The sequence below is a fragment of the Micromonospora sp. NPDC047521 genome (genome assembly GCF_055587305.1).
In genome coordinates this window covers 256,007-278,172 of the sequence record NZ_JBVJGN010000006.1, presented here as the reverse complement: position 1 = coordinate 278,172, position 22,166 = coordinate 256,007, and the positions used below count along the sequence as shown (strand labels likewise).

General features: G+C 72.7%; 19 protein-coding genes and 1 riboswitch. Of the genes, 9 read left to right on the top strand and 10 right to left on the bottom strand.

What is annotated here, in order from left to right:
- Positions 1-18: 18 nt before the first annotated feature.
- The 4 genes from paaN to ACZ6N8_RS16300 all read right to left on the bottom strand — a co-directional run bounded on the left by paaN (position 19) and on the right by ACZ6N8_RS16300 (position 5,533).
- Positions 19-1,692 carry a phenylacetic acid degradation protein PaaN gene (gene paaN, locus ACZ6N8_RS16315; RefSeq protein WP_466010705.1) on the bottom strand — a complete coding sequence of 558 codons (1,674 nt, stop codon included), beginning with the start codon at positions 1,690-1,692 and terminating at the stop codon, positions 19-21.
- Between the two features lie 100 nt (positions 1,693-1,792).
- On the bottom strand, positions 1,793-2,812 hold the full coding sequence (locus ACZ6N8_RS16310; RefSeq protein ID WP_466010703.1) for a GNAT family N-acetyltransferase: 1,020 nt from the start codon (positions 2,810-2,812) through the stop codon (positions 1,793-1,795).
- Between the two features lie 252 nt (positions 2,813-3,064).
- A complete protein-coding gene (gene thrC / locus ACZ6N8_RS16305) occupies positions 3,065-4,351 on the bottom strand; it encodes a threonine synthase (RefSeq protein WP_466010702.1) in 1,287 nt (428 codons plus the stop codon).
- A gap of 10 nt (positions 4,352-4,361) precedes the next feature.
- Positions 4,362-4,497, bottom strand: a riboswitch (SAM riboswitch).
- A gap of 67 nt (positions 4,498-4,564) precedes the next feature.
- Positions 4,565-5,533 carry a DMT family transporter gene (locus ACZ6N8_RS16300; RefSeq protein ID WP_466010700.1) on the bottom strand — a complete coding sequence of 323 codons (969 nt, stop codon included), beginning with the start codon at positions 5,531-5,533 and terminating at the stop codon, positions 4,565-4,567.
- Between the two features lie 91 nt (positions 5,534-5,624).
- Here ACZ6N8_RS16300 and ACZ6N8_RS16295 point away from each other — a divergent pair, with 91 nt between their 5' ends.
- Positions 5,625-5,930: an ArsR/SmtB family transcription factor gene (locus ACZ6N8_RS16295; RefSeq protein WP_387114988.1), complete on the top strand. Its 306-nt coding sequence runs from the start codon at positions 5,625-5,627 to the stop codon at positions 5,928-5,930.
- A gap of 120 nt (positions 5,931-6,050) precedes the next feature.
- On the opposite strand, the gene ACZ6N8_RS16290 is transcribed toward ACZ6N8_RS16295, so the two are convergent.
- The gene (locus tag ACZ6N8_RS16290; RefSeq protein ID WP_466010698.1) at positions 6,051-6,500 is read right to left on the bottom strand and encodes a DoxX family protein; all 450 of its coding nucleotides are present in this window, start codon (positions 6,498-6,500) and stop codon (positions 6,051-6,053) included.
- A gap of 659 nt (positions 6,501-7,159) precedes the next feature.
- Here ACZ6N8_RS16290 and ACZ6N8_RS16285 point away from each other — a divergent pair.
- A complete protein-coding gene (locus tag ACZ6N8_RS16285) occupies positions 7,160-7,753 on the top strand; it encodes a DUF4232 domain-containing protein (protein ID WP_466010696.1) in 594 nt (197 codons plus the stop codon).
- Here ACZ6N8_RS16285 and ACZ6N8_RS16280 read toward each other — a convergent pair.
- Both ACZ6N8_RS16280 and ACZ6N8_RS16275 read right to left on the bottom strand, forming a co-directional pair.
- Positions 7,748-8,614: an ABC transporter permease gene (locus ACZ6N8_RS16280; RefSeq protein ID WP_364372786.1), complete on the bottom strand. Its 867-nt coding sequence runs from the start codon at positions 8,612-8,614 to the stop codon at positions 7,748-7,750. The genes ACZ6N8_RS16285 and ACZ6N8_RS16280 overlap by 6 nt on opposite strands.
- A complete protein-coding gene (locus ACZ6N8_RS16275; RefSeq protein ID WP_466010694.1) occupies positions 8,614-11,478 on the bottom strand; it encodes an alpha/beta fold hydrolase in 2,865 nt (954 codons plus the stop codon). The genes ACZ6N8_RS16280 and ACZ6N8_RS16275 overlap by 1 nt, the downstream gene beginning before the upstream one ends.
- Before the next feature lie 372 nt (positions 11,479-11,850).
- Here ACZ6N8_RS16275 and ACZ6N8_RS16270 point away from each other — a divergent pair, with 372 nt between their 5' ends.
- From ACZ6N8_RS16270 to ACZ6N8_RS16240, 7 genes are read left to right on the top strand one after another with little or no spacing between them, the layout of a single operon-like run.
- The gene (locus tag ACZ6N8_RS16270) at positions 11,851-13,038 is read left to right on the top strand and encodes a hypothetical protein (protein WP_466010692.1); all 1,188 of its coding nucleotides are present in this window, start codon (positions 11,851-11,853) and stop codon (positions 13,036-13,038) included.
- Positions 13,025-15,487 (top strand): sensor histidine kinase, encoded by a 2,463-nt coding sequence (locus ACZ6N8_RS16265; protein WP_466010691.1) that lies wholly within the window; start codon positions 13,025-13,027, stop codon positions 15,485-15,487. Before ACZ6N8_RS16270 ends, ACZ6N8_RS16265 begins: the two co-directional genes overlap by 14 nt.
- Positions 15,484-15,960, top strand: coding sequence for a roadblock/LC7 domain-containing protein (locus tag ACZ6N8_RS16260; protein ID WP_357982942.1), 477 nt, complete (start codon positions 15,484-15,486; stop codon positions 15,958-15,960). Before ACZ6N8_RS16265 ends, ACZ6N8_RS16260 begins: the two co-directional genes overlap by 4 nt.
- Positions 15,957-16,433, top strand: a complete 477-nt coding sequence (locus ACZ6N8_RS16255) for a DUF742 domain-containing protein (RefSeq protein ID WP_364372770.1) — start codon at positions 15,957-15,959, stop codon at positions 16,431-16,433. Before ACZ6N8_RS16260 ends, ACZ6N8_RS16255 begins: the two co-directional genes overlap by 4 nt.
- Positions 16,411-17,169, top strand: a complete 759-nt coding sequence (locus ACZ6N8_RS16250; protein ID WP_466010688.1) for a GTP-binding protein — start codon at positions 16,411-16,413, stop codon at positions 17,167-17,169. The genes ACZ6N8_RS16255 and ACZ6N8_RS16250 overlap by 23 nt, the downstream gene beginning before the upstream one ends.
- A gap of 38 nt (positions 17,170-17,207) precedes the next feature.
- The gene (locus ACZ6N8_RS16245; RefSeq protein ID WP_364372764.1) at positions 17,208-17,723 is read left to right on the top strand and encodes a hypothetical protein; all 516 of its coding nucleotides are present in this window, start codon (positions 17,208-17,210) and stop codon (positions 17,721-17,723) included.
- Between the two features lie 40 nt (positions 17,724-17,763).
- Complete coding sequence (locus tag ACZ6N8_RS16240; protein WP_466010686.1) at positions 17,764-19,980, top strand: AAA family ATPase; 2,217 nt, start codon at positions 17,764-17,766, stop codon at positions 19,978-19,980.
- 10 nt (positions 19,981-19,990) lie between these two features.
- Here the strand turns inward: ACZ6N8_RS16240 and ACZ6N8_RS16235 are convergent, their stop codons facing one another.
- From ACZ6N8_RS16235 to ACZ6N8_RS16225, 3 genes are all read right to left on the bottom strand, one after another.
- Positions 19,991-20,500, bottom strand: a complete 510-nt coding sequence (locus ACZ6N8_RS16235) for a GNAT family N-acetyltransferase (protein WP_466010684.1) — start codon at positions 20,498-20,500, stop codon at positions 19,991-19,993.
- A 141-nt stretch (positions 20,501-20,641) separates the two neighbouring features.
- Entirely contained in the window at positions 20,642-21,526 is an 885-nt protein-coding gene (locus ACZ6N8_RS16230; RefSeq protein ID WP_466010682.1) for a hypothetical protein, read from the bottom strand.
- Complete coding sequence (locus ACZ6N8_RS16225; RefSeq protein ID WP_466010681.1) at positions 21,495-22,148, bottom strand: DUF3618 domain-containing protein; 654 nt, start codon at positions 22,146-22,148, stop codon at positions 21,495-21,497. Before ACZ6N8_RS16225 ends, ACZ6N8_RS16230 begins: the two co-directional genes overlap by 32 nt.
- Between the last annotated feature and the right edge of the window lie 18 nt (positions 22,149-22,166).

The window sequence follows — 22,166 nt, the reverse complement described above, 5'->3', positions numbered from 1 at the left end:
GGAAACCCCGAACCGCGACTAAACGTGCCGCCGAGACTGCACGATCCGGAACCGGTTGGCCACGTAAGCCCCGTCGGTCAGCGCCGAGTTGGCTGCCGCGTTGGCGCCACTGCCGTGGAAGTCGGAGAACGCCGCCGACTGGTTCACGAACACCCCGCCGGTCAGGTTGCAGGACAGGTGCACCCCGACCTCGACGGCGATCGCCTCGGTCGCGTCCAGCACCGACTCGTCGGTGGAGTAGACACCAGCGGTGAGCGCACCCTTCTCGCCGACGGTCCGGCGCAGCAGCTCCAGGCTGTGGGCTGTGGAGTCGGTGGCGATGGCGAAGGAGATCGGCCCGAACCACTCCCGGCCGTACGTCTCCGCGTCGTCGGCGGTCAACTTCACGATCGTCGGGGTACGCACCACCGCGTCGGCGTACGACGGGTGGGCCACGGCGCGCGACTCCAGCACCGGCTCGCCCACCTTGGTCACGTCGGAGAGCCGTTCCAGCACCCCGTCGTTGACGATGGCGCCGGTCAGCTCGACGCCCCGGGCGGGGTCAGCGGTCAGCTTGCCTACCGCAGCGGCGATCCCGCCGGCCACCTCGTCGAAGCTCTTGTGCCCCTGGTCCGTCTCGATGCCGCCGGCGGGGATGAGAATGTTCTGCGAGGTGGTGCACATCTGACCGCTGTAGAGGGTCAGGGTGAAGCCGAGGTTGCGGCACATGCCGGCGAAGTCGTCGGTGGAGTCGATGACGACGGTGTTCAGGCCGGCCTTCTCGGTGTAGACAGACGCCTGCCGGGCGTGCGTCTCCAGCCAGTCGCCGTACTCGGTGGAGCCCGTGAAGTCGACGATCTTGACGGACCGGTGCAGGGCGAGGTCGCTGGCGAGCTTCTCACCTGGCGCCTCGGCCGCCAGCAGGATCAGGTTCGGGTCGAACCCGGCCTCGGCGAGCACCTCCCGGGCGTACTTCACCGTGATGGCAAGCGGCAGCACCGCGCGCGGGTGCGGCTTGACGATCACCGGGTTGCCGGTGACCAGCGAAGCGAACAGCCCGGGGTACGAGTTCCAGGTCGGGAAGGTGTTGCAGCCGATCACCAGCGCCACCCCGCGCGGCACCACGTGGAACGTCTTGGTCATCCGCAGCGGGTCGCCCTTGCCGGCGGCCTTCTCCCAGCCGGCCGTCCCCGGGTGCCTGGTCATCTCGGCGTACGCGTACGCCAGCGACTCCAACGCCCGGTCCAGGGCGTGCGCGCCGCCGGCCTGGAAGGCCATCACGAACGCCTGCCCGCTGGTGAACTGCACCGCGTTGGCCAGCTCGAAGATGTGCTTGTGCAGCCGGTCGAGGATCTCCAGGCAGACACCCACCCGGGCCTGCGGGCCGGCGTCACGCCACGCGGGCAGCGCGGCGGAGGCGGCGCGGATCAGCTCGTCGACGCCGGCGTGCGGGTAGCGCACCGCCAGCTCCACCCCGAACGGGCTGGCCTCGGTGGCGACCCGCGCGCCGGTGCCCGGCTGGTCGAGGGGAAAGTCACCACCGAGGTACGCCTCGAAGGCGGCCCTGCCGTCGGCGGCGGCGTTCTCGCCGTACACCCGGGGGCTTGGGGATTCGGGATAGGCGGACCAGTAGCCCCGCTCCGTGATCGCGGTCAGCGCACGGTTGAGGGTGTCGGCGTGCCTGTCGTACAGGGGATGCGGGGTCTCCGTCATGCTCGCCATCATGCCTGAGTCAGGTCCGCGAGCAGTAGCGCGAATGCCCGACAGCGGCGCATGCCTGAGTCAGGTCCGCGAGCAGTAGCACCGATCTCCGTCAGAGGGTCAGCTGCCAGTCGGTCCAGGCGTCCACCGGGCGGAAGCCGAGCTGCTCGTTGATCGCCACCATGTAACTGTTGCTCGCGGCGTTGAAGGTGTCGATGACGCGTACCGCCGGCTCGTGGGTGAGCAGGTGGTGCAGGTTCTCCGCCTTGGCGATGAGGCCGAGCCGATGCCCGCGGTGGGCGGGGTCGACGATGGTGATCTGCTGGTAGGCGTGCCAGTCGGCGTTGGCACCGACGTCGAGCAGGGTCCACGCGACAAGCCGCCCGGACTCCTCGTGCCGCATCCCGAGGTGGTAGCGCCGCCGGCCACGGGCGTCAAGCGACCGTTCGTTTCCCCTGATGCGTTCGGCGTCCACCTGCTCCGGCTCCCACTGCACGTCGCCCATTGGCGCGTCAGTCAGCAACCGGCCGTCGAGGTAGGCGATGTCCGCGACGTACTCCTGCGGGGTGGAGCCCCGCCAGCAGACCGACCGGTAGCCCTCGGCCCGCGGCGTGGCCTCGGCGAGCGCCGCCCGCAACGCGATCCGGTCGATGTCGGCGACCGCGAGACGCCGACGCACCTCGGCAAGCGCGGGCCGGGCACCCGTGGTGGCGGCGAACGCGTCGCCCGCGACGCTTCGGGCCGGCCCGTCGGGCAGCGCGGAGACGGCCATCGCGACGACCCGCTTACGTCCGCGCTCGCGCAGCAGGCGTACCCCGTACTCGTGCAGGGCCCGGCCGACGCCCCGGCGCCGCAGCTCCGGATGCACCGTCAGATCGGCTGTGGCGTTCTCGGTGTTGTCGAGGTAGGGCAGGTCCAGCTGGAGGTAGCCGGCCGGTACGCCGTCCAGGCGGGCCAGCGCCCAGAGCGACTCGGTGCCGGGCATCGGCGTGTGGAACATCGCGTCGAAGCGACGCCGGCAGAACGGCGGAAAGTCCGGCAGGTCCACGTCGTTTGCCGCCGCGCCGATCCGGTACGCCTCGTCGACCGCGGCCCGGTCGGTGCCGTCGAAGGACGCGATCGTGATGCTCATGCGGGCGAGACTGGCACCGGAAAAGCGATCGGGCCAGCGATTTACCCGCTGGCCCGATCGGACGTGGTCGGGAGGGACACTCGCACAACGCCTCCGGCGTTGGGTCGCAAGAACTTCAAAAGTCTCCGGCGAAATGCCCTCCCGCACGGAGCATCTTGCGCCGTCCGGTTCCTGCCGTCAAGTCCAGAGCGACGGGTTTTCCACACTCACAGCGAAAACCCAGTTACCCGGCGGATCGCCCAGGCGGGGCGGTCAGCCGAGCAGGCCGGCGTCCCGGGCGGCGCGCAGGGAGGGCTTGATGTGGTGGGTCGGCCCGACCTGCCCGGCCACCGCGTCGATGGTCTTGAGGCCCTCGCCCGTGTTGAAGACGACGGTCTCCGCCGCCGGGTCCAGCCGGCCGGACTCGACGAGCTTGCGCAGCACCGCCACGGTGACCCCACCGGCGGTCTCGGCGAAGACACCAGTGGTGCGGGCCAGGTCACGGATGCCGGCACGGATCTCGTCGTCGTCCACGTACTCCATCCATCCGCCGGTGCGGCGGACCGCCTCCAGGGCGTAGAGGCCGGCGGCCGGGTCGCCGATGTTCAGCGACTTGGCGATGCCTGTCGGCTTGACCGGGGTGATCGTGTCGGTGCCGGCGTGCAGGGCGGTGGCGATGGGGTTGCAGCCGGCCGACTGGGCGCCGAAGACCTTCCAGCCGCCGGCAGGCGCCTCGACCAGGCCGATCTCGACAAGCTCGGAGAACGCCTTGTCAATCTTGGTGAGCAGTTCGCCGCTGGCCATCGGGATGACCACCTGCGCCGGGATCCGCCAGCCGAGCTGCTCGGCCACCTCGTAGCCGAGGGTCTTGGAGCCCTCCGCGTAGTACGGACGGACGTTGACGTTGACGAACGCCGTGTCCTCGAACTCGTCGGTCTCCACCAGCTCACCGCAGAGCCTGTTGACGTCGTCGTACGAGCCGTCGATGGCGACCAGCTCGCCGCCGTAGACGGCGGTGGTGATGACCTTGCCCTGCTCCAGGTCACTGGGGATGAAGACCACCGACGGCACCCCGGCGCGGGCGCCGTGCGCGGCCACCGAGTTGGCCAGGTTGCCCGTCGACGCGCAGGCGAACCTGGTGAAGCCGAGCGCCTTCGCGGCGGTGAGCGCCACCGAGACGACCCGGTCCTTGAACGAGTGGGTCGGGTTGGCGCTGTCGTCCTTGACCCAGAGCGGCGCGGTGATCCCCAGCTCGGCGGCGAGGTTCGGGGCCGCCACCAGCGGGGTCAGGCCCGGGTTGAGGGTGACCCGGGTGGCCGGGTCCTGACCGGCGGGCAGCAGCGCGGCGTACCGCCAGATGTTGTCCGGGCCGGCCTCGATCTGCTCGCGGGTGACAGTGGCCAGGGCGGCGGTGTCGTAGTCGACCTCCAGCGGGCCGAAACACTCGTAGCAGGCGTGCTGGGCGGCGAGCGGGTAGCGGGCCGAACAGGCGCGGCAGACCAGGGCGCGGGCGGGGCTGGCGGAGGTGTCGATACCTGGGGCGACGATCGTCGACGTCATGTCGAGAGTCCTCTCATCTTTCCCCGCATCGCACGGTGCGGCGGGGACGGAATTGGCACCTGCCCCGCCTGTCGCTCAGCGGTGAGCGCGCGGGGTGGTTGCCGGGGCGTCGTCGGGCCGTATCCCTCAGCCCCTCTGGATGAGGTATGCAGTTGTGCGGTCGAGTCTAGGCAACGTTGCCCGTGGCCTCCACCGGGCATCCCAGGGAGTGGGTCAGCGGGCGGCCACCGCGACCGGGTCGACCACAGCTGTCGGGTCCGTGACGGCGGTCGGCTGCGGCAGGGACGACGTCCGGGTCCGTGCCCTGTTGGCCAGGTTCGCGGCGACCAGGGCGGCGATGGTGATCGCGGCGCCGACCAGCTCGACCGGGTCGGGCCGGTAGCCACGGGCGATCTGCACCGCGAACGTGGTGACCGGGACCAGATTCATGAACAGCGCGGCGTTCGCGGCGCCGAGCCGCTGCACACCTGTGTTCCAGGCCAGGACGGCGATCACGGCGCCCACTACCACTGCGTACGCCAACTGCGGGGCGACCGCCACGACGTCGGCGGCGGCCGGCGCGTGCTGCCAGCCGACGGCGTCGGCGCCGATGCTCGCGGCGAGCATGGCGGCGGTGCCGGAGAGCGCGGTAAGCGTCGTGAAGCGCAGCGGGGACCAGTCACCGAACCGGCTGGCGCCGTGGGTGTAGACGCCCCAGCCGAGCACCGCGCCGATCATCATCAGGCCGCCGAGGCCGAACTGACCGAGACCGGCCAGGCTGCCGCGGGTGATCACCAGGCCGACGCCGAGAAGCGCCACCAGGGAGAGGGCCAGCAGGAGGGGCTTGGGGCGTACGCCGTCGCGGACCCACCGGACGAGCTGGGTGATCACCGGGGTGGTGGCCACGAAGAGGGAGATCTGCTGTGGGGCGGCGTGCTCGAGGGCCAGGTTGGTGAGCAGGTTGAACCCGGCGAACCCGACGACTCCGAGCACCACCACCTCGACCGCCCGGCCGCCGTGGCGCAGCGCGCCGGCACCCTCGCGGAGCAGCAGGAGGCCGACCAGGACGGCGGCGGCCAGCAGGTATCGGGCGGTGGTGAGGTTGAGCGGGTCGACCCGGGTCAGCGCGCTGGCCAGGACGGGGAACATCACTCCCCAGCCGACCACGGCGAGCAGCGGGTAGGCGGCGGCGCGGGATCGCATCGTCAGCTCCAATGTTCGAGTATCGTCGAACCAACGGAACTGACAGTAGGAGCTTGTTCGACAATTGTCGAACAACGGTTACACTGGTCACATGGAGCCGCACGAACCCGACCTGACCGACGTACCGGTCACCGCCGTCCTCGCCGCCCTCGCGGACGACGTGCGGTTGCAGATGGTGCGGGCACTCGCCGAGGACGGCGAGGCAGCCTGCGGCACCCTCGACTTCGGCGTCTCCAAGGCGACCCGCAGCCACCACCTCAAGGTGCTGCGCGAGGCGGGCCTGACCCGCACGCGCGCCGCCGGCACCAGCCGCTACGTGCGGCTGCGCCGCGACGAGCTGGACCAGCTCTACCCAGGCCTGCTGGACGCTGTCCTCACCCCACGCCCGCCGGCCTGACGTCGCATCCTCGGCTCCGGGGCTGGGTCGTCGACGGCCGCACGTCGACGGTGCCACCGCCCGGGCGCGGCGTCGGAGCCGCCTCGTCGAGGCTCCGACGCCGCGCGGACACGGGTGCGGTCAGACGGACACGGGGCTGGGTTCGGCCACCGACGGCGACGGCGCTTCGCCGCGACGACGGAAGAGCAGCGCGTCGAGCGCCCACGGGCCCGAGCCGAGTGCGGCGACCAGCAGGAACGACCAGCAGAAGAGCGCTGCCTGTTCACCGCCGTTGCGCAGCGGCAGCAGGCCGTCGGGCTGGTGCACGACGAAGTAGGCGTACGCCATCGAGCCGGAGGCGAGAAGCGCGGCGGGTCGGGTGAAGAGCCCGACCAGCACCAGCGCGCCGCAGACGAGCTGGATGAGGGCGGCCCACCAGCCCGGCCAGGTGCCGAGCGGTACCGCCTTGCCGGTCATCGGGTTGCCGCCGAACAACCCGAAGACCGAGGACACGCCGTGCAACGCGAACAGCAGCCCGATCACGATGCGGAACAGGGACAGGGTCGGCCCGCCGAGCCGAGAGACGTTCATGGAGACCTCCATAGATGAACATCGATGTTTACCTATGATGGGGCATGGAGTCGGCAGCGGTCACAACTTCTTTGCTGGTGGGAAAATCCCCGGTCGAAACATGCCAGGGTCAGACCCCTGGGCGACGAGCGGCCTCGGTGGCGCGCCACGCGGGCCATGGGAGCGCTCCCGGAGTGACGGTACAGCCTGTCACGCGGCCCGTACAGCCTGTCGAGCTGCCCCGGAGGTGGGGCAGCTGGTCGAGCCGCGAAAGAGATGCCGCGGCTGCAGATCATGCGCCGAGTGCTGGCCGACGAGGAGGTGACCGAGGCAACTACTAATTCTGAATCAGTAGTTCGCGCGGAAGACGGTCGGCAGGTGCGGCGTGAGGTCAAGGTCTACAACCTCGCCCCGCAGTGCAGTTCCGGCAGTGGGCGACGAACGTCTTGACCGACCCGGCGGAGGATCATCCGACCGCGACACGTGAACAAGGGCGAGCGATGTCGCAAACGATTCAGCTCCACAGGCGCACCAGGAGTCCCGCCCGCCGGCCGGGGGCAGCGCCGCCCCGGATCTGGGGCAGCTCTACAGGGCCCGCACAGCGGACAGCGGGTCGGCACCCGGGCGACCTGCGAGGGGCCGGGCAGCGGTGGAACGCCTCCGTGGGCGAAGATCGGCAAATGATCACGGCAGCACTGCGACGGGCCAGCGCAGCGGCCGCGGCGGCTCTCCTGCTCGCCGCCTGCACCACCGACGAACATCGGGACGCGGGCGGGGACCCCACGGGCCGGCCGCCGAACCCGCCGAGCCCCACCCCGTCGGCCAGCGCCGAGGCGGTGGCCGAGTGCCCGGAGTCCGGCGTTCGGATCCGGTCCACCGGAGGGGACGCGGCGATGGGGTTGCGCGCCCTCGGCCTGGAGCTGGTCAACTGCGGTGACCGCCCCTACCAGCTCAACGGGTACCCGGTGGTGTGGGTCCTCAACGAGCGGAGCAAGCCGATCATTCTGCGGGTCGTCAACGGCGCGAAGGAGATCACGTCGGGCTTCGACCAGCCGCCGCAGCAGATCACGCTGACAGCCGGTGAGCGAGCCACCGCCGTGGTGCTGTGGCGCAACCTGGTCACCGACGCGACCGTGCGGGCCACCGCAGGGGCGTACCTGCGGGTCGCGCCCTCCGCCGGGCAGCCGGCCCAGGACGTCGACCCGGACGGGCCGATCGACGTGGGCAACACGGGCCGGATCGGCGTCAGCGCCTGGCGAACGGCCCCGCTATGAGGTGATGTCCTTGCGGGTGAAACGCCAGAACGCCAACCCCCAGAACAGCGTCGCGTAGCTGATCGCGGAGATGCAGCCGCGTACCACGTCGTCGGTCTGCACGGGCGTCGAGAGCAGCCCCAGCCAGGCGGTGCTGAAGTGGGTGGGCAGGAAGTCCCGCAGCGCGCCCAGGGCGGTGATCTGGTCGAGGATGCTCGACAGGATCCACAGCAGCACGGCACCACCGACGGCGCCGAGCGCGGCGTCCGTCGTCACCGACAGCAGGAAGGCCAACCCGGCCACCACCAGGAGTACGACCGCCAGGTAGCCCAGCACGGCCAGCAACCGGAGCAGCCCCTCGGTCGGCTCCAGCTCGGCCGCGACAGTGCTGCGCAGCGGCGACCAGCCGTAGCGCAGGGTGCCGGCGACAAGTGCCGTGCCGGCAAGCAGCAGCAGGGCCAGACCCGAGTACGCGAGCGCGACCACCAGCTTCACCGTCAACAGCCGGGCCCGGGGCACCGGGATCGCAAGCAGGTACCGCAGGCTCCCCCAGCTCGCCTCGCTCGCCACCGTGTCGCCGCAGAACAGCGCGACTACCACCACCAGCAGGAACGACGCCGACACGAAGATCGAGAACAGGGTGAAGTTGAGGCCGCCCGAGGTGGCCAGGTCGACCAGGCTGGCGAACTCGTTGTTGCCGTTGTCGTCGTCGCCACCGGAGTTGAACTGGAACGCGATCAGGATGATCAGCGGCAGCAGCACCATGAAACCGAGCGCCAGCTGGGTCCGCCGCCGCGACGCCTGCCTGCGGAACTCCGCCGCGAACGGCATGGTGGCCGACGGCCGGTAGCCGCGTGCCTCACCCGCGCCAGAGACAACCATCAGCGGTCACCGCTTCCCCGAGAGTTCTCGCCCACCAGGGCGAGGAACGCGTCCTCCAGGCGCCGCCGCGGCACCACCCGGTCCACCCCGATGCCGGCGCGTACCAGCTCGGCCACCACCTCGCTGCGGGCCGTGCCGTTGGTGTCGACAACCAGCTGACCGTCGCTCTCCGGCAGCACCGTCACCCCGTGCAGCCGGTCCAGCACCGCCCGCGCCGCCACCGGGTCGGTGACGTCGAACAGCACACTCGGCGACTCACCCACGATCTCCTCCACCGGCCCGGACGCCACGATGCGGCCCTTGTTCACCACCACCGCGTGCGTGCAGGTCTGCTCCACCTCGGCCAGCAGGTGGCTGGAGACCAGCACCGCCCGGCCGTCGGTGGCGTACCGCTGGAGCACCCGGCGCATCTCGGCGATCTGCGGCGGGTCGAGCCCGTCGGTCGGCTCGTCCAACACCAGCAGCTCGGGAAGGCCCAGCATGGCCTGGGCGATGGCCAGTCGCTGGCGCATCCCGTGGCTGTAGTTCTTGATCTTCCGGTGCACGGAGTCGCCCAGCCCGGCGATCTCCAGCGCCTCGTCGAAGTGCGCGTCCTCCCACGGCCGCCCGGTGGCCTTCCAGTACGCCCTCAGGTTGTCCAGCCCCGACAGGTGCGGCAGGAAGCCTGGCCCCTCCACCAGCGCGCCGATCCGGGACAGCACCGGTGAACCGGGCACCAGCCGCCGGCCGAAGACGTAGATCTCCCCGGCGGTCGGCTGGGTCAGCCCCATCAGCACCCGCAAAGTGGTGGTCTTGCCGGCTCCGTTCGGCCCGAGCAGACCCACCACCTGACCCGGATGCACCTCGAAGTCCACGTTCGACACCGCCACGAAGCCGTCCGCGTACTCCTTGCGCAGTGCGCGCACGGCCAGCGGGGTGTCCGCGTACTGCGGATGCACCGAACGGTCCTGGCGGCGGTGCCGGCGGCGGACCACTGCCACGACCACGACGAGCCCGACCGCGATCGCCGCCAGCAGGCCGGCGAGCACCCAGCGCCAGACCGTCGCCGTGGTGGGGATGGGCTCGCCGTCGACAGTGGGCAGGCTGACGGCGCCGTCCGCCGCCACCGTGTAGACGGTGGGCGCGGCAGGCGTGGTGTACGCCTGGTCGGAGCTGGCCACGACCAGCCGCAGCCGGTGCCCGGCCTCCACCCGGCGGACGATCCCGGGCAGCGTCACGGTGACCGGGCGGGCGTCCTGCACCCGCTGCGGCAGGCCGGTGAGCCGGATCGGGGCGACCAGCCCGTTCGGCAGGGTGGCCGCGCCGTCCTTGTCGACGTCGTAGAGCTTGACGAACAGCACCGCTTCGCCGGTCGGCGACGCGGCCCGCAGGGTGACGGTGGGCGAGCCGGCCACGTCCACCGCCTCGGTCAGCGGCGTCGACTCGAAGCGGGCGTGCTGGCCGGGGACGTCACCGGCCACCCCGTCCAGCAGCGAGGCGAGCCCGCCCGCGAACGGGATCGAGGAGATGGCTGCCGGGTTGCCGTTCGGGGGGTTCGCGATCGGCTGCGCCGGACCGGCGACCGCCACCTCCCGGCGGGCGGTGCCGGCGAGGCCCGGATAGTCGGCGCGGCGGAAACCGGTGGCGACAAGCCCCCGGTCGAGCGCGTCGAAGCCGGCGATCCGCGACCAGGTGAAGTCGTCGCCCGGCGCGTCGCCCTCGCCCTTGACGTAGTGGTCGAGCCACTGGACGGTCAGGAACTTCACCCGGTCCGAGTCCGAGCGGGGGCCGGCGCCGCCGTCGTGCCCGCCGGTGAACCAGGCGACCCGCACCGGAGTGCCGGCGGCGGCGATGCCCTTCGCGTTCGCGTCCGCCTCGCCGAGGGGGAAGAGCGTGTCCGCCTCGCCCTGAACCAGCAGGGTCGGCGCCTTGATCTTGTCCAGTACGCCCGCCGGGCTGGAGCGGCGCAGCAGGTCCACGGCGGCCTGGTCGGCCTGGCCGGTGGTGGCGATCCGCAGGTACGCGGCGCACACGTCGGCGGCGAACCGTCCGCAGGACGGGTCGGCGGCACCGGTGGGAGCGCCACCGGGGCCGGTGCCCGGGCCGGCACCGGGGCCGGGGCTGGGCGGTCCGGCCGACGCCGGCGCGCCCTCCGGCTGGGCGGCCGTCGCACCTGACAGTCCGGCCGGGCCGCTGCCCACGTTGCCGCCCCCGCCGAAGAAGAGACCGGCCCAGCCCTTCTTGAACACGCCCTCGGTAGGCGCCCCGCCGGTGCTCTCCGGCAGGAACGCCCGGGACAGGTCGTTCCAGGTGATCATGGGGACGATCGCGTCGACCCGACGGTCCTGGGCGGCCAGCAGCAACGCCAACCCGCCGCCGTACGAGCCGCCGACCACGCCGACCTTCGGATCACCGGCCGCGTCGGTACGCACCTCCGGGCGGGCAGCAAGCCAGTCCAGCAGCCGCTCGGCGTCGCGCACCTCGTAGTCCGGGTTGTCCAGGTGGATCTCGCCGCCGCTGCGGCCGAAGCCCCGCGCGGTCCAGGTCAGTACGGCGTAACCGCGCCCGGCGAACTCCTCCGCGTCCGAGCGCACCGACTCCTTGGTGCCGCCGAACCCGTGCGCCAGCAGGACCGCCGGCACCTTCCGCCCCGGCGACGCGTCGGCCGGCAGGTAGAAGGTGGTGTCCAGGTCCACCGGCTGGTCGCCGGCCGGTCCGGAGCGGACGGTGAGCATCGCGCTCTCGGTGCGTACGCCCGACCCCTGCGGCCACACCGCCCAGGTCACGGCGGCCGCCAGCAGGACGACGACGACTGTTGCGGCGATCGCGCGGCGGCGGGTGGGCAGTGCACGCCGGATCCACGCGGCCGGCGACGGCGATCTCATGCGGCACACGGTACGGCCCGCAGCCTGAGCGTTGGCTGAGATCCGCCGTACGTCTGTCCGGTTGCCCCGATCGGTGATCCGGACCGGTGCGACCGCGCATCGTCGGACGCGGCCCAGCGAGTTGAGTTCGGATCCCGTGAATTCCGATCTTCCTCAGATATCCCCCTCGATGCTTCCATGTCACACCCATCGACAGAACGCAGCGTGCTGTCCACCAGGACGAACCGTGACGTCGCCCGTACTGACGCAAAGCCGACTCGTCGACAACGGTCCGGACCACCGAGGTTCGATTAGTTTTCCGGTCCGGTGCACGGGACCCCATCGGCGAAGCCCACCGTGCCGCCCCCAGCCCGACGCCGGAGGAGACACACCATGGCAGTCCCCGCACCACGGGCCCGTCGACGGCACTCCACACTGGGCCGGCTGCTTCCGCTGCTGCTCGTCGTGGCGCTGCTGGCACCGATGGGCCTGCTCCTCGCGCAGACCTGGCAGCACACAGGCGACGACCGGGACCTGGCCGCCCGGGAACGGCTCGGCGTGCAGTACCTGCGCGCCCTCGCCCCGGTCACCGACGCGCTGGTGGAGGCCCAGTCCGCCGCGGTCAGCGGCCGCCCCGCCTCCGGTGAGGCACTGGCCCGGGCGGTCGAGAAGGCCGCCACGGTGGACGCCCGGATCGGCGTCGAACTGCGCAGCCAGGAACGCTGGGCAGGGCTGCGGGCCAAACTGGAGGCACTGCGTGCCCGGGGCCCCGCCGACCCGGCCGCCGCCTTCACCGCGTACGGCGAGGCGACCGACCTGCTGCTGGCCCTGCACCGCAAGGTCCGGGAGAGTTCCGGGCTGGTCCGCGACCCCGCCGCCGACTCGTTCTTCCTGCAGGACAGCGCCGGCCAGGAACTGCCCGAGGCGGTGGTCGGCGCCGGCCGGCTCGCCGACCTCGGCACCCTCCTCGCCAGCCGACCGGCCGCCGAGCAGTCCCGCGGCCTGCTGGAACTGACCGCGCTGCGGGTGTCCGCCCTGGCCCCCGCCAACGACCTGGTCGACAACCTCAGGTCCGCGGTGGACGGGTCGGAGAGCACCGACCTGGGCGCCAACGTGCTGACCCCGCTTGACAACTACCAGCGTTCGGTGGAGGCGCTGGCCGCGTACTCACTGCCGGCCGGCGGAACCACAGAGGTGGACGCGGGCCGGCTCGGCGCCGCCGGGATCAACACGCACACGGCGGCCCGGCAGCTCCAGCCGGTCATCCTCGCCGAGCTGGACGCCCTGCTTGCCGACCGGGTCGACGACCTGGACCGGGACCGCTGGATCATCGCGGGCGCTGTGGTGGTCTTCGTGCTGCTGGCCGGCTGGCTGGCCGCGCTGCTGATCGCCGCCGAGCGCCGGGCCCGCCACCGCGCCGGCATGCCCGAGACGGACGCCCCCGACGAACCAGCGGCGGCGGACGCCTGGCAGCCACCGATCGGCACGGGACGGCCGAGCGACAAGCGGGCACTGCAACCGGTAGGCGCGGCCCGCGAGGCGGAAGTCACCCCGTGGGGGCCGTTCGATGCTGCTCGCTAGGCTCCGGATCCGCGGCAAGCTCGCGCTGCTCGTGGTGATCCCACTGCTCAGCATGGTCGGCCTCGCCGTGCCCGTGGTGCTCGAACGGGTCGCCGCGGCCCAGCGCGCCGACGACATGACCGACCGGGTACGCCTCTCCAGCCGCGTCGGCAGCCTGGTCCAGGACCTCCAGCAGGAACGCATCCTCTCCGTCGGCTTCCTGCTCGGCCGCGTCGAACGCGCCGAGGTGATCCGCAAGTCCGCCGACGTGGACGACCGGGTGGCCGACCTGCGGGCCGCGGGCGGTGACGCGTTGACCGATCAGGTCGACACTGCCCTGGGCCGGGTGTCCAGCCTCGTCGACCTGCGTACGGCAGTGCTGGCCCGGGCCGTCAACCCCGGCCAGGTGATGGACGCGTTCGGCCCGGTCAACATGGGGATGATCGCGTCGCTGCGGCTGGTGGTGGGCGTGGACACCGACACGTTGCCCGGCCGCCAGGTGCTCGCCCTCGACGGGCTGCTGCGCGCCGACGAGGGCTTGGCCGCCTGCGCCACCCTGAGCCTGTTGGTCAAGGCGATCGGCACGCCTGACACCACCGCCGCCTACGTGGCGTGCATCGCCGCCCTCCAGGTCGACAACCAGCGCTTCCGCGGCCTGATCACCCCCGAGCAGCTCAAGGTGTCCCAGCTCAACGACGCGGCGGTGGCCGCGCGTACCAGCCCCGACTTCCTGGTCACCAGCGCCCGGGACCCGGCCCGTGCCGTCCGCGACGTGCCGATGGACGCGCTCTTCCCGGCCGTCCGCACGATGATCCGGCTCGGCCAGTTCGTCGAGAAGAAGCTCGTCGCCGACGTACTCGCCGAGGTCACGGCCGAGCAGCGACGGGCGCTCACCGCCGCGTACCTGGTCGGTTCCGCGGCGGCGCTGATCCTGGCGCTCGTGGTCCTGCTCAGCGCGGCGGTCGCGCGTACGGTGGCGCGGCCGTTGACCCAGCTCACCCGCTCCGCCGACCGGGTCGCCCGGGTCGCCGAGGCGGAGCTGGTGCGGGTCATCGACGACGAGACCGAGAGTTCCCAGTCGGTCCGGTTGGAGCCGGTGGACATCAGGGCCAACGACGAGATCGGCGACCTGGCCCGGGCCTTCGACCGGGTGCAGAGCACCGCCGCCCAGCTCGTCGAACGGCAGGTCGTCGGCAGGCGCAACGTGGCGCAGATGTTCGGCCACGTCGGGCGGCGTACCCAGAACCTGGTGGGCCGGCAGATCGCGCTGATCGACCGGCTGGAGCAGCAGGAGGCAGACCCGGGCCGGCTGGAACACCTGTACCGGCTCGACCACATCTCCAGCCGGCTGCGGCGAAACGCCGGCAGCCTCGTGGTGCTCTCCGGGTCGGCCGGGGCGGACGCGCACACCGCGCCGGTGCCGCTGGCCGACGTCGTCCGGTTGGCGCTTGGCGAGATCGAGGACTACACCCGGGTGGAGGTGCGGGTCCCGGCGGGCATGTCGGCCGCGCCGGCGGTGGTCGGCGACCTCGTCCTGGCACTGGCCGAGCTGATGGAGAACGCCACTGTCTTCTCCCCGCCGCACACCCGGGTGCTGGTGACAGGCGAGACGTCCGGGCTCGGCGCCCGGATCACTGTCGTGGACCACGGCATCGGCATGTCCGAGCAGCGGCTGGCCGAGGAGAACGCCCGGCTCACCCGCCGGGAACGGCTCGACCTGGCGCCGACCGAGGTGCTCGGCCTCTTCGTGGTGGGCCGGCTGGCCCGCCGTCACGGCTGGGACGTGAGCCTCGCCGCCACCCCCGGCGGCGGGGTGACCGCCCAGGTCGACATCCCGTCGCAGTCGCTTGTGCTACGCCGCGCGGACCCGGTCGGCGCCGTCGTGGCCCGGGTCGCGGTGCCCGATCGGACGGTCGATCCGGATCGCGGTGCGCCGGCTCTCGCGGCGGCGGCCACCGCCACCGCCACCGTCCACGTCGACGCGGACCTGCTCAGCCGGGCGACCCGCAGCCTGGAGTCCGGCCCGTCCTGGGACGCCTTCGGCGCCGGCGCCGACCAGTCGGAACCGGAGACGCCCGCGTCGCCGCGTCCGGAGCCCTCGGGTGCGCCGGCCAACCCCCGGATCCGACAGCGGGTCCCCGGGGCCAGCCTGACCGCCACCACCGCCCCGTCGAAGCCGGTGGACGCCACAACCGCCGACCCGGCGGCGGCCCGCGCGCTCGTCGAGGCCTTCCAGTCCGGCGTACGTCGGGCCGAGCGGAGCGGGCCGGCGGCTCCCGACCGGCCCCTGCTGAGTCGACGGGTCCCCGGGGCGAACCTGACGGTCACCCCGCCCTGCCCGCCGGCCAGCACGCACCTCGGCGACCCCGCCGAAGTGCGCCAGCTCATCACCGAGTTCGAGGCGGGCGTCGCCCGTGCTCTCCGCGAAGTCAGCCCAGACCGCCGGAACGAAGAAGGATCATCACGGTGACCAGCCCCTTTGTGCACGACAACGTCGACCACCAGAACCCGACCGGCGCCGCCGGTGACCTCAGCCCGGAGGCGCGTACCTTCAACTGGCTGCTGGACTCCTTCACCTCCAGCACGGCCGGTGTGCTGGAGGCGATCGCGGTCTCCTCGGACGGGCTGCTGATGGCCATGTCGGCGATCAAGGACCGGTCCAACGCGGAGCGACTGGCCGCCGTGGTCTCCGGCATGACCAGCCTCGCCGGCGGCGCGGCCAGCTGGTACGCCCTCGGCGGCCTGAACCGGGTCATCGTCGACATGGCCGACGGCTATCTGCTGATCAGCGCGATCAGCAGCGGCTCCGTGCTCGGTGTGGTCGCCGACCGGTCGGCCAACCTGGGCACCGTCGCGTACGAGATGACCCTCTTCGCCGGGCGGGCCGGGAACGCCCTCACCCCACGGCTGATCGTCGAACTGAAGAACGCCGTCCAGCAATGACCCCCGACGTCGCTGCCGAGGAACCGGACCCGGAACCCGGGGTACGGATCCGCCCCTACCTGCGTACGCCCCCGGGCGGGGACGCCGCGCCGGCGGCGACGCAGTCCGAGCCGGGCGGTGCTCGGCCGGCGGCTCCCCGGCCGTTCGTGCTCACCTCGGGGCGGGTCACCGGCGCCGATCCGGCGATCGGCCTCGAGACGCAGGTGACAGTGCGCTCCGAGAGCGGCTGGTGGACCGGCGCGCAGGACACGCTGTTGGCACCGGAACACCACGCGATCATCGCGCTCTGCGCCGAGCCGATCTCGGTGGCGGAGTTGTCGGCCCGGACCCGGCTGCACTTCGGTGTGACCCGGGTCCTGGTCGGCGACCTGCGCGCCGCCGGGCACCTGGACGTGCACGTCAGCGACTCCGACGAAGCGTACGACCCCGATCTCATCCTGCGAGTGATTGATGGACTCCGTGCGATCTCCTGAATGGCCGGTCGCCCCGCTGGGGGGTCCCGCCGGCAACAGCGCCACCGCCCGCTACGGCATGCAGCCGGGCACCGGCCCCCTGCTCGGACGCACCGGCCCGCCGGCTGCCGCACCGCCGCCGTACCGGCCGCCGGCCGTCAGCGGGGCCACCCCGCAGCCCGCCGACCGGCCGGCCGCACCGCCGGTCCCGGTCAAGATCCTGGTCGCCGGTGGGTTCGGGGTCGGCAAGACCACAACGGTCGGGGCGATCTCCGAGATCGCGCCGCTCACCACCGAGGCCGAGATGACCACCGCCGGGATCGGCGTCGACGACCCGGGCACCCGGTCGACCAAGACCACCACCACTGTGGCGATGGACTTCGGTTGCGTGACCATCGACCGCAGCCTGAAGCTGTACCTGTTCGGCACGCCCGGGCAGACCAGGTTCGGCTTCATGTGGGACGACCTGGCCCGTGGCGCGCTCGGCGCGCTGGTGGTCGTGGACAGCGCCCGGTTGGACGACTGCTTCCCGGCTGTCGACTTCTTCGAACAGGCCGGGCTGCCGTTCGTGGTCGGGGTCAACGCCTTCGACGGGCGGCTGGCCCTGCAACTCGACGAGATCCGGTGGGCGCTCGCCATCGGTGATCATGTACCTCTGGTGCAGTTCGACGCCCGGGACCGGCTCTCGGTGCGGGACGCCCTGCTGGTCGTCCTGGACCGTGCGCTGGACCGGGCCACCCGGGACAGGAGGGCCTGAGCCGACCGGCTCCGGCCGTGGCGGGAAGGGGTGATCTGGTGAGGGGCGACCTGGACGAGACGCTGGCCCGACTGGCTCGGCGCGAGGAGGCGCTGCGCCGGCGGGCCAACGACCGCGACAACACACCACCACCGGGGCCGGTCGGCGGCCCGGTCAACCACCCGAGCGGCCCCGCCAACCCCCGCGACTCCGGGCCGGGCCGGCACGGACGGGACGTCCCCGACGAGCCGGCCGGCTGGGGTCCGGTCGAGGAGGTTGCCGAGGCGGTCCGCCAGATCGTCGGCGCCAACCCCGGTCTGGCGGTGACCGTCCGGGTGGAGCACGCCGGGCGGACGTACCCGCTGCGCGTGTCCTGGGACGGCCCGGACGTCACGGTCGGCCCGGAGCTGCCGGCGGCGCCCGTGGAACCCCCGCCGGCCTGGCCGTTGTCGGGGCGGACGGTGCCGGCGTGGGCCCCCGGCCCGGACGGGTTGTCCCCGGACCCGGCGGCCCGCCTGGCCGAGTTGATCCGGCGGGACCCGTCGCTGCTCGACGAGTTGGACCCGCGGCGCTGACCCCGACGCGGGATTCGCCGCGGCCGGCTACGGTCGGGCGGTGGCGCAACCCGACCTGACCCTGCTGGCGAGCCTACGGCCGGCAGCCCTCGACGCTCGACGTGGCGTCGTGCGGCTGCACCCGGAGGCGCTCACCGCGCTGGGCCTGCGTCCCGGCGATCCGGTGCGGCTGAGCGGTCGCCGGGAGACGGCCGGGATCGTCGCGGCCGCCGACCCGGGCGCGAGCGCCGCGATGCTGTACGCCGACGACCTGACGCTTGGCAACCTCGGCCTGCGCGACGGTGGTCAGGTACGGGTGAGCCCGATGCCGCTGACGGCGGCGGGTCGGGTCGTCCTGCGTGGCCCGGTGGGGTTGGTGGCGGCGGTCAGCCCGGAGATGCTGCGGCTCGCCCTGCTCGGCAAGGTGGTCACCGTCGGCGACGACGTGTCGCTGTTGCCGCAGGACGTGCTGCCGGACGCCTCGGTACGCAGCCTGGTCGAGGCGGCCCGTCGCAGCCTCGCCAACACGGTCGGCTTGGCCTGGACGAGCACGCTTCTCACAGTGGTCGCTGTGGAACCGGCCGCCGGCGCGCTCGTCACCATGGACACGCTTGTGGGGTGGGAGCACGGGCCGGCCACGTACGACACGCCCGGCCCGGCCGCCGCCGCGCCGCTCCGGGCGACAGGCGCGGCCCCGCCGGCCGCCCCGGTCGACGACGCCCCGGACGTCGACGAGCTGCCCGGCCTGCGACCCCAGGCCGAGGAGCTGACCGAACTGCTCGACCTCGGCTTCCACCATCGGGAGGTGCTGGGACGGCTGGGCACCACCATCTCGCTCGGCGTGCTGCTCGGCGGGCCGGCCGGCTCCGGCAAGTCGGCGCTGGTCCGGGCGGTGGCGGCCCGCGTCGGTGCCCGCGTACACCCGCTGTGGGCGCCCGAGGTGGCCGCGCTGACCAACCAGGCCGCGGCGGACCGGCTGCGGGCCGCGGCGACGGCGGTACGCGCCGGCGGACCGGCGGTGCTGCTGATCACCGACGTGGAGGCGCTCGCCCCGGCCGACGAGCCCGGCCCGGTGGCGGCCGTGTTCCGGCAGGTGCTCACGGAGACCATAGGGGCCGGTGCCGCGGTGGTGTGCACCACCAGCCGACCGGAGGCTGTCGACCCGGCCCTGCGCGCACCGGACCTGCTGTCGCTGCGGATCAGCATCCCGCTACCCGACCCGGCGCTGCGGCGCGAACAACTCACCGTGCTGACCCGCCAGGTGCCGCTCGCCGACGACGTACGGCTGGACGAGGTGGCCGCGCGTACCCCAGGGTTCGTCGCGGCGGACCTGGCCGCGCTGGTCCGCGAGGCCGGGGTACGGGCCGCGCTGCGGCAGAAGGCGGCCGAGACGCCGACTGTGTCGATGGGTGACTTCGCCGCCGCCCTGGAGGTGGTCAGGCCGACCACGATGGCCGCGTCCACCCTGGAGGTGGCCTCGGTGACCCTTGACGACGTCGGCGGTCTGGGCGAGGTCAAGCAGACGCTCACCGAATCCGTGCTGTGGCCGCTCACCTACCCGGACACGTTCGCCCGGCTCGGTGTGCAACCGCCGCGCGGCGTGCTGCTGTACGGGCCGCCGGGCTGCGGAAAGACGTACCTGGTGACCGCGCTCGCCGGGTCGGGACGGGCGAACGTCCTCTCGGTGAAGGGGGCCGAACTGCTCTCCAAGTGGGTGGGCGAGAGCGAACGCGCCGTCCGCGAGCTGTTCCGTCGGGCCAGGGAGGCGGCCCCGACGTTGATCTTCCTGGACGAGATGGACGCGCTCGCGCCGGTACGCGGCCAGTCCACCGATGGCGGCACCACGGACCGGGTCGTCGCCGCGCTGCTCACCGAGCTGGACGGGGTGGAGACCCTGCGCAACGTCGTGGTGGTCGGGGCGACGAACCGGCCGGACCTGATCGACCCGGCGCTGCTGCGGCCGGGGCGCATGGAACGGCTGGTCTACGTGCCGCCACCGGATCCGGGCGCGCGGGCGGACATCCTGCGGGCCGCCTCCCGGCACGTGCCGCTGGCACCGGACGTCGACCTGGCGGCCCTCGGCGACGAACTGGTCGGCTTCTCGGCGGCGGACTGCGCGGCGCTGGTCCGGGAGGCGGCGCTGGCCGCGATGCGGGAGTCGTTGACCGCCGCGACCGTCACCGCCGCGCACGTGGCGACGGCCCGGCAACGGGTACGCCCGTCGCTGGACCCGGCCCAGGTCGCCTGGCTGGCCGCGTACGCCGCCGACCGCGGTTGACCGGACCGGCTCAGAAGGCGGGTGGGGTCGAATCGAGGCAGATTTCGGCGTGGACCCTGCCGTCGGCCTGGCGCAGTTTCGCACCGCATTTTTCGAGTACGGAGACCGCGCCGACGTTGTCCGGGGTCGTCTCGGCCACCACGGCCCGCATCCCGGCCCCGGCGGCGGCGTTCAACAACTCGCGCAGGGCGGCGGGACCGATCCCCTGACCCCGAGCCGAGCGTCCGAGCCACATCCCGGCCTCCACAGTGCCCGGCTCGTCACAGCGCGTCATCCGGATCATGCCGACGACCTCACCACCGACGAGGATCGCGTACATCTGGGAGCCGGTCGGGCCGTCCAGTCCACCGAAACTCGCCCTGTGGAACTCCCGGAACGCCTCCCGACGGGCCAGCGACCAACCGGCGGGAGCCTCCACCGGAGGCATCACGTCATCCGGCTCGGCCTCGGCAGCCGCTACGGAGAGCAACGGCTCCAGGTTCCGCTCGTCCACCGGCTCCAGCCGGACCGCACCCGCCACGTGCCGCAGTCTGCCGGCCTCATCGGCCGAAGTCCACCCCATTGGACATCCACTGGCGGTCCGGTCAGCGGTACCGGCCGGTCGGGCGGCGTGGGTGTTTCTCCTCACGCTCCGCTGTCACCCGTCGGAGTGACGGCCTGCTCAGAACTCGCAGAACACCACCGAGGCGTCGTCGGTGGCCTTGTGCCGCCGCAGCCGGTCGGGGTGGTCGCGTTCCGCGGCGCGGACCCGGTCGAGCAGCGCGCCCGGACCGTCGGCGCTCAGCAGGTCGAGCAGACCCGTCCAGTCGGTCAGGCCGAACTGCTCGACGGCGCTCGACGCGCCGTCGCTGAGCAGCGCCGCCCGGCGCACCGCCCCCGGACCGTGCCGGGGCACCGAGCCGGTCACCGCGTGGAACGCCGCGTCGGGGTCGGCCGCCGCCACCCAGTAGCCGTGCGTACGGTTCATCCGTTCCCGCTGGACCCCCACCGCGTGCCGGAACCGGGTGACCGGGTCGACGGGGCCGGCCGGCACCGTCGCGACCGTACGGCGCAGCTCCGCCATCGCCGTCTCCAGCCGGTCGTCGGTCACCACGCTCACCCGCCCGCCGGCGTCCAGCACCAGCGGACTGTCGCAGAGCACCAGGTAGTCGACCTGGTCGCCGCAGTCCCGAAGCAGGCACACGGTGCTCGACGGAGTGCCGGGATGATCAAGGTCGCACTGGCCGCCGTGGTCGGCCCGCACGGCGAGGATGGCCGCGGCCAGATTGCTGGTCAGCCGGGCGGCCGGCCGGGCCGCCTCGGCCACACCGATCCGGGCGGCCAGCTGCCGGACGTACCACTCGGGCCCGTGCACGCATCCGGTGTCGAACCTGTCCGGCACCGTCGCGCCGTCAAGCACACCCACAAGCGGCCCGAACCGGAAGACCAGGTCCTCATTGACCGCCCGGCCCGGGGCCGGCGCGGACGCGGAGCGTACCCGCATCACCGTCGCCGGCCCCGTCGCGCCGCTCGGGTCAGCGCTGCCGGAGTTCGTCGGCGGCCGCATGTGCCTCCCCCTGCACCTGGCCGGCGGCCGAGCGGCCCTGGTCGCGTACCGCGGACACCCCCTGCTGGGCGGTGGACCGCACCGACTGGGCCGCCTGCTGCGCCGGCTCCCGCAGATTGTCCTGGACCTGGTGGCCGACCTGGCTCGCCTGGTGGCGAAGCTCGTCGGAGTGCTCACTGACCATGGTGCGGGCCCGGCCGGCGAGCTGCCGCTCCCGCCCGCTCGGCGGAATCAGCGAGGCGGCCAGCAGGCCGACGCCGAAGGCGACAAGTCCTGCGGCGAGCGGGTTGCCCTGGGCCTGCTCGAGGGACTGATGCCCGAGCGAGCGCGCCTCATGCCGCACCGAGCCCATCGCCTCCCGAGACTGGTGCCCGAGCGATCGGGTCTCGTCGCGAACCGAGCCGGCGGTGTGCGACATCCGCTGGCTGGCCTCGTGCCCCATGTGACTCGAGCTGCCCATCACCTTCTCCTTCGCTCGGGTGAACGCGCCACGAGCCTGCCCGACGCTGTCACCGGCGATCCGACGCGGGTTGACCTTGTCGGCCAGCGCGTCGACGTCACTGCTCAACTCGTTGCGGGTGGTTTCGATCTCCCGCCGGATCCGATCCGGATCACTGGACATGACCTGTTCCCTCCCGAC

Coding starts and splice junctions, on each gene's coding strand:
- paaN (WP_466010705.1), bottom strand. CDS start 1,692: ATGACGGAGACCCCGCATCCCCTGTACGACAGGCACGCCGACACCCTC.
- ACZ6N8_RS16310 (WP_466010703.1), bottom strand. CDS start 2,812: ATGAGCATCACGATCGCGTCCTTCGACGGCACCGACCGGGCCGCGGTC.
- thrC (WP_466010702.1), bottom strand. CDS start 4,351: ATGACGTCGACGATCGTCGCCCCAGGTATCGACACCTCCGCCAGCCCC.
- ACZ6N8_RS16300 (WP_466010700.1), bottom strand. CDS start 5,533: ATGCGATCCCGCGCCGCCGCCTACCCGCTGCTCGCCGTGGTCGGCTGG.
- ACZ6N8_RS16295 (WP_387114988.1), top strand. CDS start 5,625: ATGGAGCCGCACGAACCCGACCTGACCGACGTACCGGTCACCGCCGTC.
- ACZ6N8_RS16290 (WP_466010698.1), bottom strand. CDS start 6,500: ATGAACGTCTCTCGGCTCGGCGGGCCGACCCTGTCCCTGTTCCGCATC.
- ACZ6N8_RS16285 (WP_466010696.1), top strand. CDS start 7,160: ATGATCACGGCAGCACTGCGACGGGCCAGCGCAGCGGCCGCGGCGGCT.
- ACZ6N8_RS16280 (WP_364372786.1), bottom strand. CDS start 8,614: ATGGTTGTCTCTGGCGCGGGTGAGGCACGCGGCTACCGGCCGTCGGCC.
- ACZ6N8_RS16275 (WP_466010694.1), bottom strand. CDS start 11,478: ATGAGATCGCCGTCGCCGGCCGCGTGGATCCGGCGTGCACTGCCCACC.
- ACZ6N8_RS16270 (WP_466010692.1), top strand. CDS start 11,851: ATGGCAGTCCCCGCACCACGGGCCCGTCGACGGCACTCCACACTGGGC.
- ACZ6N8_RS16265 (WP_466010691.1), top strand. CDS start 13,025: ATGCTGCTCGCTAGGCTCCGGATCCGCGGCAAGCTCGCGCTGCTCGTG.
- ACZ6N8_RS16255 (WP_364372770.1), top strand. CDS start 15,957: ATGACCCCCGACGTCGCTGCCGAGGAACCGGACCCGGAACCCGGGGTA.
- ACZ6N8_RS16250 (WP_466010688.1), top strand. CDS start 16,411: ATGGACTCCGTGCGATCTCCTGAATGGCCGGTCGCCCCGCTGGGGGGT.
- ACZ6N8_RS16230 (WP_466010682.1), bottom strand. CDS start 21,526: ATGCGGCCGCCGACGAACTCCGGCAGCGCTGACCCGAGCGGCGCGACG.
- ACZ6N8_RS16225 (WP_466010681.1), bottom strand. CDS start 22,148: ATGTCCAGTGATCCGGATCGGATCCGGCGGGAGATCGAAACCACCCGC.